This window comes from Streptomyces glomeratus (assembly GCF_021462825.1).
Taxonomy (GTDB): domain Bacteria; phylum Actinomycetota; class Actinomycetes; order Streptomycetales; family Streptomycetaceae; genus Streptomyces; species Streptomyces glomeratus.
The window spans coordinates 26,045-38,507 of the sequence record NZ_JAKEEB010000034.1 but is presented as its reverse complement, the minus strand read 5'-3'; the positions used below and the strand labels follow the sequence as shown (position 1 = coordinate 38,507).

The window sequence follows — 12,463 nt, the reverse complement described above, 5'->3', positions numbered from 1 at the left end:
GCACCGACGAGGGCAGCGGCCCTGCGCTCTACGGCAAGGCCCCACGGCCATGGCGGCCGCCTGCCTCATCCCCGTACCGCCGTGAGGATGCAGTCACCCCGAGACTCGGCGCTGAGCCGGCCGCCCTCTCCTGCCGGAGGCGCCCACCGGCGCGTCGCGCTCGGCACGTTCGCGGTCCAGCTCCGCCTGCTGTCGCGCGTCCCAGTCCGCGAAACGGTCCTGGGACTGCCGGCGTTCCACGTACGTCCGGTCGTCGGCCGCCCGGCGAATCTCGTGGATCCGCTGGTGAACGGCCTCGGTGTAACGCGCGTCCTGGAAGGCGTCCTCGACGCCGACACGTCCGCTCAGCACCGCACGCGCCATGTCACGCAGAGCCGGGTCGAGTGATGTGGCGTCGGCGATGGTGCGCAGGGAGCGGTGCAGCCGCAGCGCCTGCTCGGAGTCGTGAGCGATCCCCATGAGTTCCTCGTCCTGGATCTCCCGGTCCGCGGTCATGGATCCGGCGCATCCTTCCTGTCGACCCTGTCGACGGTGAGGGCGGTGAAGGTGGTCAAGGCGGTGAAGGTGGCCGAGGCGGTGACGGTGGCCGAGGCGGTGAAGGTGTTCAGGCGGTAAAGGTGGTCAGGCGGTGAAGTGGCCAAGGCGGTGACAAACGGCGGCGGCGTCATCCGAACTCGTTTCGAGCCCACTCGTCCGTGCTCCCCGTGGCGTGCGAGGAGCCGGAGCGTGCCGCGGAGGCGGTGGCCGCGGTCCTGTTGGACGCAGGCGGGGTGCCCGAGGAGCCGGATCCCTCCGCGGACGCTGCCGCCTCGGCCCCGTCGGACGCCGGCGTCGTACGGGCACCGTGTCCGGCCAGCGCGTCGGCACCGTGCTGTACACGGGCCCCGACCGTCCCGGTGACTTTCTCCGTCGCGGTGTCCACGGCGTTGTCCACATGCGAGTTCAGGTCCGTGTAGTCGGCGAAGGCCGATCCCTCGCCCCCGGTGACCTCGTTCTTGAGGCCGTCCGCATACTCGCCGGCCGCCGTCTTGGCGACGTCTGCCGTCTCTCCGAGATCGATGCCGGACCGTGCGTCGAAGTAGGTCTCGATGCTCTGCCGGCCGACGTTCTGGGCCATACCGATGGCGGCCTCTTTGGCCTTGTCCTTGGCGGCGCCGACCACCTTTTCCTGGACGAACTGCTTGGCCTGCTCCTTGATCTGCTCCTTGGCGTACTGCTTGACCTTCTCCTTGGTGATCTTCTCGAGCTGCTGCTTGGCGATCTTCTTGAGGGCGTCCATGGAAGCGTGTTCCATGGCCTTGGTGATCGCCTCCACGATCTCCTTCTTGAGCTTGTCCAGCAACTCCCGGACGATCAACCGTGCGGACTGTGTCGCGCCCAGGGCGCCGATCTCGGACAGTCCGAAGGTGAAGGGAGCCGACGCCTGCGCCGCTATGATCTCCACGGCCAGGGCGACGAGTTGCGCGATCACGGCCAGCTTCGCCGTGAGTACCGCCAGCGCGGCCGCGTCGAAGGCCACGGCGAGCACCTCGCACGCTGTCCTCGCGTCCGGGATGTAGCTGTCCTCGCCGTTCGCGCCGGTGTAGGCGCCCCAGACCTTGCTGAAGCCGTCGACGGCCATGCCGACGTTGCTGGAGACGACGGTGCGGGCGAAGCGTTCGCCCTGCGTCTGGATCTCTTCGAGTTGCGCGCCGAAATTCCGCCAGGCCTCGGCGACCTCATGCAGTGCTTCTTCGTCGGCCTCAGGCCAGCTGTAACCGAGGAGGTCGAGCACCCAGACAAGCTCGCTGGGCAGAGTGAGCGACATGCCAATAGCCCCGTATTTGGTTTGATTAGAGTCGGCCTGAAATCCCGTTCAGCAGGCCGCTGTTCGACGTGTCCGATCCGTCGTAGTCACGCGCCATGTCCTGGAGGTTGTGCCCGATCTGCTGGACCCGTTTCGCAAGGCTGTCCATCGATGTGAGGATTCCGTCGCGAATCGGCGTGTAGACCTCGCCGAAGAGCTCCCCGAAATCCGCGTCCGCCCATGGCTCTCCAAGCCCTTCAAGAGTGTCTTGAAGCCGCTTGGAGGCGTTCGCGAAATCGCCCCCGAGGTCGATGAAGTTCAGCCCCTGCTCACGGAGCACAGCCGTCTCTACGCTAAAGGTGTCGAACGCCATCGATCCCCCGAACTTCCCTTGCTGCAGGTCAAATTGGACGACAGACCGATACCTTAGACTCCTCGCGCACGACCCAGCCAACCCGCTAGTCAAGAGATCGTCAAGTTACCCAGGGGGACGACCAACAGTGGTGACAGTACAGCCGCGTTATGGCAGCACAGGGAGCCTGTGGGTGGGAAGACTCCTCGGCTTGGGGCTGCTTCTCGTGGCCGCGGTGGTCGCCGCCGTGACCATTCCGGAACTGCGCAGCGAACTCGCCGGCGAGGGCACGGATGGAATCCTCACCGTTTCTTCATGCGAAACACACACGAAGACCCATTACGGCACACACCGGCGTACCACGGAACTCAAGTTCAGCTGCACCGGAACCTGGACCGCACAGCACGGTGGGGCCGCCTACCAAGACGTAGTGGTGCAGACTTCATCGCGTTTCGAAACCGGGGCGAAAATTCCCGTTGTACAGGTGGACGACACCTTCCAGCAGCCTCAGGACCGGGCCCCCGGAAAAGACGCCGCTCTCCTTGCGATCTGCCTCTCCTTGCTGGCATTCGGCATCTACTGCCTTCTCACCGGTTTCGGCGCCCGCAACGGCCCCGGCCTCGCGGACTCCTGGCAGCGCCTGCCGGCCCCGACCGTCACCGGCCCCGTCCTGGGCGGCGTCGCCGCCGTGGGCGTCCTGGCGGCGCTCGTATGCTCACTCGCCCTGTGATGCCCGTATCCGCACTCTGAGGAGTCATCCCCCAATGGCACAAGTACACGGGAACGCCGCGACGAACGCCGCCGCACCCGGAGAGCGAACGGGCCTCGGCCGGCTCATCGGCGCCGGCCTGCTCCTCGTAGGCCTCGTCCTTCTGGCCCTCGGCGCCTATCTCGGCCCCTATACCTACGCCACGTCCACACCGGGCAAGCTCACCGTCCAGACCTGCACCGTCGACTACAAGTACCGGAGCACGGCGAGCAGTTCGCGGAAGCGGACCAAGACCAGATGGTGCTACGGCACCTTCACCGCCGACGACGGCATCGTCAAGGACCTCAACGCCGAGCTCAAGAGCGATGCCCTCTACCAGCGCGGCCATGTCCTGGAGGCCCGCAAGACCGGCGACACCTCCTACGAGCTGGACAGCGGCTGGGTCGGCGCCGTCGCCGTCGGCTGCGCGTGGTGGTTCGGCGCCCTGGTCCCCCTCGCCCTCGGCCTCTTCTTCACCGCCACAGGCTTCGCCTTCGGCGGCGCCTCCGACGTCCACCGCTCCGGGCAGGCGGCCGGCCAGGGCCTGCTCCGCACCGTCTACGTACTGATCGTGGCAGGCGTCATCGGCTTCGCCGTCAGCATGCTGGTGGTGTTCTTCACGTGACGGAAGCCCCGGCGCGTCTTCACGTAAACGAGGGAGCGCCGGGGCCGACGTGCTCGCCACGGCACTGTCGCCGCACGACAAGCCGATCCTTCTACGACATCTCGAGGGACGCCGGCACGAACGTCAGCGGCAGTGTGGCAAGGGCGAGTGCGGCCGCCGCAGCCGCCGTCCCCGTACGGATCTCCCGTTTGCCCCTGAACCCCAGATAGGCGGCGACCGGTGGAAGGAAGCCACAGAGGAGGAAGCTGAAGTGCCAGCCCTCTTCCTTGATGAAGAAGACCATGGCGCACCAGCAGACCGGCACCGATCCGAGGCTCGGATAGAGGCAACGCGTGAGGAAGCGCTCGAGCCCGTAGCCGCCGCCGAAGAATTCCATGATCCGGGACCGTCTTCTCCGCTATACCGCCCGGTGGTCGTAGCCACCGCCCACCTGAGGAAGCCGTCCGCGGCCGAGAACCCGTTGACGGCCGTGGAGATGGCCACGCCCAGCGCGGTCATGGCCATCGCCACCTTGTCGAAGGCCTCGGCCGCCTCCGCCCACATCTCCATCAGCCGGATGGCCTGCGCCGCAGCCAGAGCGAACATGGCCGCCGAGGCGAGCTGCCCGCCGACGGGGATGGCGTTGACGGCGTCAGCCGCTAGCAGGTTGACCAGCCAGATGACGAGCAAGTCGCTGAACATCACTTGGAACGGCTTGAGGAACTCCGCAAACTGGCACGCCATCTGTGCCGCCTGCGCGTAACAGCTCTGCCATCCAGGTGAGGCTTCGAATCTGCGGACCGCGCCTTGAAGGGAGCGTCCGTGGCACTGAGGGCAGCTCCGGGATCGAGCCGTGCGTGCGCTCCTCCGGCGGCCTGTGAGGCCTTTACGACACTCGAGGGCTCCGAGAGTCCAAGCACTTGTGCATACAGAGCCAGTACCTGCCAAACGGACTGGATGAAGCGACGACCGGCCCCCTGTCAGCTACCCGCGCAGCAGAATCGGCTTCCGCCAATTGCGCCTGTTGATGCCTGCCTGCTGCGCTCGCGCGATACGTTCCGCTCCGGCCTCCTCCCGCCTGGGGGCCAGCTTGTCCCAATCCGCAGGATTCAAGAACAGCATCGCATTGCTACCCGGCACGACCATCACCCCACCGAAAGCAAGGTCCCCTGCGACCCACACCCCGTTCTCCGTGCCCTCCGGCCAACGGCGACGACCGGCGGCATTGATCGCTTTCATCAATGGAGCCCCGTGCTCGCCCCGCGTGGAGATCTTGACCTCAAAAACAGTGCCGTACTCGGTCCAGAGCGAACTCTTCTTAACCACGCGTGTATGGAATTCAAGAGGGTAGTGGAGCAACACCTTCCGACATTGGGCCAGTCGGACGCCGGCCCAAAGACGGTAGGCCGTAAGGATCAACAAGAACATTGCAGGGATGACGGGCAGCACCAGGAACAAGCTGTTCGGGGCGCCCGCCCCGTAAAGAGCCATCGGCACCGCAATCAGGACTGCAATAACGACTATTCGCACAGCAAGAAGCTTGACCAAGGCGATGTAATTCTGCTTCATCACCCGCTCGACATGCACGGCCTCGGGCGTGGCAGTTCCCGGAGGACTCTCCGACATCTCATCTCCTTCCGGTTCTGGTGTTCAACTAACCGAAGTCATTCCAGATAGCATCGGCAGGCCCAGATCCCGGAATGACGCTGCCGCTGTCTGCGGAATTCATAAGCGCAGGATCGGTGAACGACAGAGTGTGCGCGACGCCGAGCAGCACGTCCCGATAGGAATCAGCGAGATCCACTGCGGATGTCACCAACTGCACCACAGCGATGTCGCGTGTGCCTGGGCCGGTCACCGCAACTGTCCCCTGCCAGACCGTACCCTCCAGGGGCGTGTCACTACCCTCGGGCGGCACGCCCGGTGCGGGCGCGCGTCGCCTTTTCTCCGCGAGGAACCCCGTTCCACACGGCAGCTCCAGCGGCCGCATGCCTTCGTCCGGCCGGTCGGCAGCGGTTCCCGCCAGACTGGCGAGTACGAGCTTGGCGTTGTCAGCGGTTACCGGGAAGGTTGACACGGTAAGCACGGAGGATGTGAATCCGTCACCCTCGTCCGGGTGCAGGCCCATTGCGCACCCCAGCACGTTCTGCGCGTTCAGCAGACCCACGACGCCTGTGTAGAACCGCACGACGCGTTCCGCACGGTCGCGCAAGTCGTCCGGCAGACTGAGTACCTGCTTGATCAGTTCCACGACCCGCTCGACGGGCGGGTCGAGGTCCAGCTGTAGATAGCCGTACGGGAGCCCATACCAGAGGACGGGCTTCGGCTGGGTCCCTGCCTCGGTGAAGACATCAGTCACTGTGCGATCAGCCCTTCAGGCGCTGCGATTTTCTCTACGCCCATCCCAACAGCCCCGCAATGTCGTGCAGCGTGGCAGCAGCCTTCGTGCTTTCTGCGGTGTTGTGTTCGGCGCCGTCATCGGAAACCAGTCCGAAGCTCTCCGCAGAGGACACCAGATTCGCCGCGACGTTCAGACCGCTGGCGCTGATCGCACCCATCAGCTTGCCCGAGCCACCGGCGCTTTCCCCTGCAAGACGCCACGCCTCGGCGGTTTCGTCTGCGGCACTCTTCGAGAAGGCGGGGACAATCTCCCTGGCGAAGGCGCCAACCTTCTCGGTGTTTGACACTGCTACGCCCATTCTGCCCGCCATGCTCACACCCTCGGCCACTTCCTTCGCCGCCATTCCCAGGGCCGTTACTCCCGGAATCATGCCGACTGTGTCACCGGCAACGGAGGCCCATGCGGAGAACATGTCCATACCGCTCCCACCGCCGAACAAGTCGCTTCTGAACTTCGGATCGGCCAAGTTCTTGGACATGGACGCCGCACTCGCCACCACCGCGATGCCTGCGAACAGCGGCGACAGCGGAGTGGGAAAGAGGGCGAGCAGACCGGCGATGGCACCGATCGTTCCCGCATGTTCCAGCAGGAAATCACCAGTCGCCTTGATGCCGTCCCAAATGGCGTCGACGGCCTTGCTCAGCCAACCCGGCTCCTTCGGTGCCAGTTTGTCCGTGGCATCGTCGAGTGACTTGGCGACCGTCTCGGCGTTGTCGGCGTGTGTGGTCTCCAGCGTCTGTGCCTTGGCAATGATGTCGTCGTACTCGCTATTGGCCTTGTTCAGCGCGATGGTCGCTTCGTTGAGGCTGCGCTCAGCCGCACGCAGCCGCACCGTCGCCGCGTCCGCCTCTTCCTGAGTGGGGAACTTCTGGCCGGCGAGCTTGAGGTCCGGGTGCTGCTCGGCTTGGGCGTGACGTTCCTTGGCCGATGCGATCGCGGTCTTTTTCTCGGCCGCCGCATCGTCGTACTTTCTTGCCAAGTCGCGATTGGACGTAAGATAGCCGTCCCAGCTACCGAGTTGCGCGGACGCCTTTTCCAGGGAGCGGGCAGCATTCTTGATGTAGGTCGGCAGCTCACCATCGATCGCCTCGCGGAAGGCCTTCGCCGCATCGCCTTCCCAGTAGCTGCTCTCGCCGATCAGCTTCTCGAGCTGTGTGTGGCAGCTACGCAGCGCGGTGGCGGCGGAAGCGACCTTCTGCCTCAGCGCGTTGACTTCACTGGGTATGCCGGGTACAGGGTTCCAGCCGAGGTTGGGGTAGGGATTCGCCGCCATTACTTCGCGCTTCCTCCACCTGAAGTGCCCTGCTCTGCAATGTGCTTGAAGGCCTTCTCCAAGGCTTCCTCGACCTCTTCGTAGCTCTTCTTGTTGGACTTCACGCCTTCACTGACGGCGTCGATCATCTGCTTGGTCTGCTCGGATCCGTACTTCCAGCGTGCCTGGAATCCGTCGCACGCCTCATCCAGACGCTTGGTGCCGATCTGGTCCGCACGAACATGAGCCAACGCCGAACGTGCCTCATTCAGATCCCTGACGCAGCCCTCCAGAGTTTTGAGGAACTGCCCCAACTGATCCGTATCCGTTTTGAAATGGTCCCCCATGAAGCGGCTCCTATCCTGGTTTCGGGTATGCCGAACAGACCATGCATGGAGGCATACAAGCCTTGGAGAATCTCTCTGACCAACCCAATCCGGACAAGATTCGATCACATAAGTCGATGGCGGCAAGGATGAGTGATGGCGGCCCACGTCAGGGGACGTCAGAAAGCACACCACTCACATACACCTTGAATAGGCCGCAATACGCGATCGGCCAGATAGTGAGTGACTCAGCCCCGTCCAACGTGGACTGGGCGCAGTGAACAGTCTGATCGAGACCTGGACCAGGTGCCTACTGCCCCTGGTGCGGTGGTTGCTGAGTGTATGGGCTGGGGTGCTGCTGGGACTGGTACGGCTGTTGGGCAGGCGGGTACGTGGGGTGCTGGGGCGGGTAGCCCGTGCCCTGAGGAGGGATTCCGCCGCCGGAGCCGGGGCCGCCGCTGCCGCGGTTGCGGCGGCTGCGGATTACCGCGAAGAGGATGGCGCCGACGACCACAACGCCTGCGACGCCGGCGATAAGGAAGATGCTTCCGGAGGAGGACTTCTTCTTTTTCTTGACTTTACTCGTGCTGTCGTTGTCCCCGGAGGCGGTGCCGGAGTTCGTGGACGTGGACGGCGACGCCTGGGCCAGGGGGCCCTCCTTGGGGCCGGCGGGGATGTCCATCGTCAGCGCCTTGTACGGGCGGATAATGCCGTATCCGTACTCCTCGTCGGGTGCCTTCTTGACATCGTGGTTGAGGAAGGTTGCGGACTTGATCAGGCGGTTGATGACCTGGCCTGCGGTGAGGTTGGGGTATTTGGCGCGGATCAGGGCTGCTGTGGCGGAGACGTACGCGGTAGCGTCTGATGTCCCTGTTCCCTCCGCGTAGCCGCTGGACTCGGTAGGATCAGCTTGGACAAGCTTGACACCAGGGGCAGTCAGCGTCAGCCCTGTGCCGTAGTTGGAATTTTCCCACAGGGTGAGATTATTATCGACTGCCCCTACTGAAATTACTCCAGGCAGCTTGGCCGGGTATTCCAACTGACCGGCGCCATCATTTCCTGCCGATGCGACGACAACGGCATCATGCTCCTGGGCATACTTAATTGCCTTTGCGCCTTCCGAACCGGGGCGAGCAAGAGAATCACCGAAGGACAGGTTGATCACGGACGCGCCGTGATCAACTGCGTACCGGACTCCCTGCGCCCACTGGTTGTCATCGAATTCGTTGCCCGTTCCAGCCCTCACTGGCAGGATCTTAGCCTTCCGCGCGAGGCCGATTACGCCTGACGAGCCATCCGCTCCATGCCCGTGCCCCGCGATGAGGCTAGCCATTCCGGTGCCGTGACCAGTGAAATCACTGTGGACACCTCCGCCCTTACCCGTGAAATCTTTTCCTTCTAGGACCTGTCCCGTGAGGTCAGGGTGACTGCCGTCTACTCCGGTGTCGACAACTGCAACAGTGACACCTTGCCCCTCTGATTCTGACCAAACTTTCTTGAAGTTCATAACGTCGATGACCCACTGTTTGTCGCGGATGTAATCCGCTGAGGCAGTGGGGGCTGAAGTGAGGAGCAAGGCTCCTGTCAGGGCCACGACTCCCGTCGCGGCCGACACTCGTTTGAAACCCAATTCCTTGCTCCTCACTCAGCTAGGGCTGACCCCGCCAGCCTTCACACATGGGCAGTCGATGGCTCTCTGCCCGCCCCGGTTGGATACCTACTCGATGGTCCGCGGTACGTTGCGGTTGCGGTCCTCTTCCGAGATCCAGGTCTCTTCGTCCTCGACAAGGTAGTCGGGACGCTCGCCGTGGCTGTTCTCTTCCTCGGAGCGTCGGCCGTTGCGGCCGCCCATACCTCCGGCCATGGCCCCTCGCTGAGTTCCGCCGCGGCTGCCGTGCAGGCCCGCGCCGCCACCGGCACCCTTGGTGACTCCCTTGGCCGCGCCGATCACACCGCCACGGGCCCTCGCGAGTGCTCCACGGCCGCCAAGGCTGGCACCGCCTCGACCCGCCGCGCCACCTCCAGCGCCCATGCCGCCCATGCCGGACCGACCTCCGGCACCGCGACCTGCTGCCGTGGCGCCGCCAGCCAGGCCACTGCGACCCCCCGGCAGGCCAAGACCGCCGCGCGGCAGACTGGATGCTCCGCCAGTACTCACAATGTCCGGAGTCTGAGTTCCAGCCGCGCGGATACCGCCGCCACCGCCGCCGTCGCCGAACCCTCGAGCTCCTGGGCCGGCTCCCGGCGTCGGGAGAGGCGCGATGTCGTCAACCTTCGTCTTAGCGGTAGGAAGCTGCGATCCTCCGTGGATGCCGCCGTCTCGAGGAGCCGGGAGGCCTCCCGAGATGCCCCGGTTGCCAGGAACTGCGGGAGCTGGCTTGATGCTGGTCGTTGGGCCTGCGCTCCACGGCTTATTGGCCGCACGCCCTGTCCCCGGCCCCGCAGGTGACACGCTGGGGGGCGAGACGGGGGGAGGCATCGTCACGTTGTTGTTCGGTGGCGTGACTCCTTCCTTCTCGCCTCTCTGCCCACTCTGACTAAGGTTCTTCGCATAAACGTTGTAGTTGGCCGCCAACTCCTCCATCACCGCAACAGCCTGCAACTGCCGTTCCTTGGTGAGTGAAAGGTTCTTCTCGTTCGCCTTGGCGGCCGTGTCCGCGCTGACGCCTGAGGCGAGGTCCTTCTTCATCTGGGAGTCGTCGCGGCCGTCGTCGTTGAGCTTGTCGCTCGCGCGCTCGGCAAGGGAGGGTTCCTTGATCTCCTCCATCTTCGCCTTGGAGGCGTCGAGGTCCTTGCTGATCGCGAAGAGCTGCTCCGCCATGAAGTTGGCGTGCGCGGACCCGTTGCGGATCTGGACGCCGATGTGGTCCGCCTTGCGGCGGAAGGCGTCGGCCGCCTGGCCTTCCCAGTGTTCGAGGACGTTGTCGACCGCAGTCTGGAGCAGCCCGGCGATGCTGCCCTTGGCCGGCTGCGTGTCGACGCCGCCGGTCTTGCCGTCCCCGTCGCCGCCGGAGAGGATCTCGTGGACCTTCTTCCAGTGACCGCCGACCTCGGCGACCTTGCCGGGGTTGGAGTCCAGGATCATCTGGCGCAGGCCGTTGATCGAGTAGGACATGAAGTCGGTCTTGAGGCCTGTGGGGCGTCCGCCATGGCCCTGGTGTGCGACCTTGTCCGACTCGATGAGGCGGTCGTGGTCCTTCTTGTGCTCTTCCTTCCTCTCCTTATCCTGGTGCGCGGCGTACTGCTTGCTGGCCTCGTAGTCCCCTCTAGCGTCGGCCACGGCCAACTCCCCTCGTCAGTGCTATTTCCGGAAAACGACGACTACGCCAGCTGGTTCTTCTTGGAGCCACCCGAGCCATCCCCCACGCCTCGCTTGATCTCGTGTTCCTTGTCGTTGTACTTGTCTCGGACCTTCGAGGTCTTCGTGCTGAAGTCGTCTATCAACTCGTGAAGCTGCTTGATGATGCCTTCGATCTTGGTCTTCATGTCGCCCTGAGCCCCGTGCAGGTCCCTGGCCTCTGTGAAATAGCAAGACTGGCCGAAGGCGTCCATCGGAATCTCCGTGTCGTACTTCGACGTGGTGCCGGCCTTGTCCATGTCGTCCAGCAACGCCCAGAGCTTGCGGATGACCTCATCCAGCGCGCTCAGATCGACCCGCATTCCGTTGCTCATACCCCGTTGTCCTCTCCCCTGTTTCCAAGTTCTCGGCACCGGCTCGGTGCTCAAGTCGTCCTCTGGCCCGGAAGTCCGGTCCGTCCAGGCCCTGCGGCTTGTTTGCTGCGCCAGTCCCTCAGGGCCATGCCGCTTCCCGCGATCACAAGCACCAGCAGCAGGCCCACGCCCAGCACGTACACGGCGACCCGGCGTTGCCGGTCCGTTTCGCTTTCACCCATCGTCACGGACATCGGGACGACTCCTCCCGACCTGGCCGCCATGGGCGGGTCCGGTTGGGGCGTGTTGCCCGGCGTGGAATCGTCCGACAGGGCGGCGACCGGGTCGACGACGCCCCAGCCGATGTAGCGGTTGGGGCCGCGGCCCGGGCGCCCGGCGGTCTCTTCGACTCGGGTGGTGATCTGGGCCGCCGTCCAGTTCGGGTGCTTCTCCTTGAGCAGGGCCGCGATGCCCGCGACGTACGGGGCCGCGAAGCTCGTGCCGTCGGCGGTGCACTGGCCGCCCTTCGGGACGGTGGAGACCATGTCGACGCCCGGCGCCGCCACGTCCACGAAGTCGCCCGCCTGTGAGAAGTAGGCGCGTTCGTCGTTGCGGTCGGAGGCCGCCACCGCCAGCACGCCCGGGTACGAGGCGGGGTAGGTCTTCGCCGAAGTGCCGTCGGCTCCGTCGTTGCCGGCGGCCGCCACGATCAGGGCGCCCGATCGTACGGCCGCCGCCACGGCGTTCCGCAGTTCCGTGTTGTCCTGCTTGTTCGCGGTGTCCGAGGAGATGTTGATGATCTTCGCACCCTTGGCCACCGCGGCGCTGATCGCACGCGACATGGTCCGCGAGTCACCCTGCTTGTCCTGACCGCCCGCATAGCGGAAGGAAAGGATCTTGGCGTCGGGTGCCAGGCCCTCGAAACCGGTGCCCTTCAGCGGGCGGGCCGCGATGATGCCCGCGACCCGGGTGCCGTGGCCCTCGAGGTCCTGGGTGCCGTCCGTGGAGCCGACGAAGTCGCCGCCTCCGGGGGCCATGGCGCCCCTGAGCTGGACGTTGGAGTCGTCGACACCGGTGTCGATCACCGCGACGGTGACCCCTTTGCCCGTCGCCTGCGCGTGCAGCTGGTCCAGGAGGATCCGTTGGAGCGACCAGGGCGTGGGCTTGATGACGCCGCCGCCGAAGACGCACTCGGTGCTGGCCGACAGGCCGAATCCCGGGCGGCCGGAGTCGCTGAGGCGCGTCGGCACCCCCGGGGCGGCCGGTGCCGGTACCGGCGGGGTCGAGGCGAGGCAGATTCCCGTGGCTGCGAGCACGCCGAAGGCCCACCGCAGTGCGCGGCT

The 12,463-nt window shown here is 65.1% G+C and carries 16 protein-coding genes; 3 read left to right on the top strand and 13 right to left on the bottom strand.

Annotated features, from left to right (window positions below; all coding sequences use genetic code 11):
- Positions 1 to 93: 93 nt before the first annotated feature.
- From LZ604_RS28740 to LZ604_RS28725, 4 genes are read right to left on the bottom strand one after another with little or no spacing between them, the layout of a single operon-like run.
- Positions 94 to 495 carry a hypothetical protein gene (locus tag LZ604_RS28740; protein ID WP_234518628.1) on the bottom strand — a complete coding sequence of 134 codons (402 nt, stop codon included), beginning with the start codon at positions 493 to 495 and terminating at the stop codon, positions 94 to 96.
- Positions 492 to 668, bottom strand: a complete 177-nt coding sequence (locus tag LZ604_RS28735) for a hypothetical protein (RefSeq protein ID WP_234518627.1) — start codon at positions 666 to 668, stop codon at positions 492 to 494. Before LZ604_RS28735 ends, LZ604_RS28740 begins: the two co-directional genes overlap by 4 nt.
- A complete protein-coding gene (locus LZ604_RS28730) occupies positions 665 to 1,807 on the bottom strand; it encodes a WXG100-like domain-containing protein (protein ID WP_234518625.1) in 1,143 nt (380 codons plus the stop codon). Before LZ604_RS28730 ends, LZ604_RS28735 begins: the two co-directional genes overlap by 4 nt.
- Positions 1,808 to 1,832: 25 nt before the next feature.
- Positions 1,833 to 2,159 (bottom strand): hypothetical protein, encoded by a 327-nt coding sequence (locus tag LZ604_RS28725; protein WP_234518624.1) that lies wholly within the window; start codon positions 2,157 to 2,159, stop codon positions 1,833 to 1,835.
- Positions 2,160 to 2,331: 172 nt separating this feature from the next.
- Between LZ604_RS28725 and LZ604_RS28720 the strand changes: the two genes are divergently transcribed.
- On the top strand, positions 2,332 to 2,868 hold the full coding sequence (locus LZ604_RS28720) for a hypothetical protein (protein ID WP_234518623.1): 537 nt from the start codon (positions 2,332 to 2,334) through the stop codon (positions 2,866 to 2,868).
- 34 nt (positions 2,869 to 2,902) lie between these two features.
- Positions 2,903 to 3,511: a hypothetical protein gene (locus tag LZ604_RS28715; RefSeq protein WP_234518622.1), complete on the top strand. Its 609-nt coding sequence runs from the start codon at positions 2,903 to 2,905 to the stop codon at positions 3,509 to 3,511.
- 91 nt (positions 3,512 to 3,602) lie between these two features.
- Here the strand turns inward: LZ604_RS28715 and LZ604_RS28710 are convergent, their stop codons facing one another.
- A complete protein-coding gene (locus tag LZ604_RS28710; RefSeq protein WP_234518621.1) occupies positions 3,603 to 3,887 on the bottom strand; it encodes a hypothetical protein in 285 nt (94 codons plus the stop codon).
- A 33-nt stretch (positions 3,888 to 3,920) separates the two neighbouring features.
- Between LZ604_RS28710 and LZ604_RS28705 the strand changes: the two genes are divergently transcribed.
- The gene (locus tag LZ604_RS28705; RefSeq protein WP_234518620.1) at positions 3,921 to 4,253 is read left to right on the top strand and encodes a hypothetical protein; all 333 of its coding nucleotides are present in this window, start codon (positions 3,921 to 3,923) and stop codon (positions 4,251 to 4,253) included.
- A gap of 221 nt (positions 4,254 to 4,474) precedes the next feature.
- Here the strand turns inward: LZ604_RS28705 and LZ604_RS28700 are convergent, their stop codons facing one another.
- The 8 genes from LZ604_RS28700 to mycP (LZ604_RS28665) form a co-directional block, all read right to left on the bottom strand.
- Positions 4,475 to 5,116, bottom strand: coding sequence for a hypothetical protein (locus LZ604_RS28700; protein ID WP_234518619.1), 642 nt, complete (start codon positions 5,114 to 5,116; stop codon positions 4,475 to 4,477).
- Between the two features lie 28 nt (positions 5,117 to 5,144).
- Positions 5,145 to 5,849 (bottom strand): hypothetical protein, encoded by a 705-nt coding sequence (locus LZ604_RS28695; protein ID WP_234518618.1) that lies wholly within the window; start codon positions 5,847 to 5,849, stop codon positions 5,145 to 5,147.
- 34 nt (positions 5,850 to 5,883) lie between these two features.
- Entirely contained in the window at positions 5,884 to 7,164 is a 1,281-nt protein-coding gene (locus LZ604_RS28690; RefSeq protein WP_234518617.1) for a putative T7SS-secreted protein, read from the bottom strand.
- Positions 7,164 to 7,490, bottom strand: a complete 327-nt coding sequence (locus LZ604_RS28685; protein WP_234518615.1) for a DUF6317 family protein — start codon at positions 7,488 to 7,490, stop codon at positions 7,164 to 7,166. Before LZ604_RS28685 ends, LZ604_RS28690 begins: the two co-directional genes overlap by 1 nt.
- 289 nt (positions 7,491 to 7,779) lie before the next feature.
- Complete coding sequence (gene mycP, locus LZ604_RS28680) at positions 7,780 to 9,063, bottom strand: type VII secretion-associated serine protease mycosin (protein WP_234518613.1); 1,284 nt, start codon at positions 9,061 to 9,063, stop codon at positions 7,780 to 7,782.
- A 123-nt stretch (positions 9,064 to 9,186) separates the two neighbouring features.
- On the bottom strand, positions 9,187 to 10,749 hold the full coding sequence (locus LZ604_RS28675; protein WP_234518611.1) for a hypothetical protein: 1,563 nt from the start codon (positions 10,747 to 10,749) through the stop codon (positions 9,187 to 9,189).
- A 41-nt stretch (positions 10,750 to 10,790) separates the two neighbouring features.
- On the bottom strand, positions 10,791 to 11,141 hold the full coding sequence (locus tag LZ604_RS28670; protein WP_234518610.1) for a hypothetical protein: 351 nt from the start codon (positions 11,139 to 11,141) through the stop codon (positions 10,791 to 10,793).
- 50 nt (positions 11,142 to 11,191) lie between these two features.
- Positions 11,192 to 12,436, bottom strand: coding sequence for a type VII secretion-associated serine protease mycosin (mycP, locus tag LZ604_RS28665; RefSeq protein ID WP_234518608.1), 1,245 nt, complete (start codon positions 12,434 to 12,436; stop codon positions 11,192 to 11,194).
- Between the last annotated feature and the right edge of the window lie 27 nt (positions 12,437 to 12,463).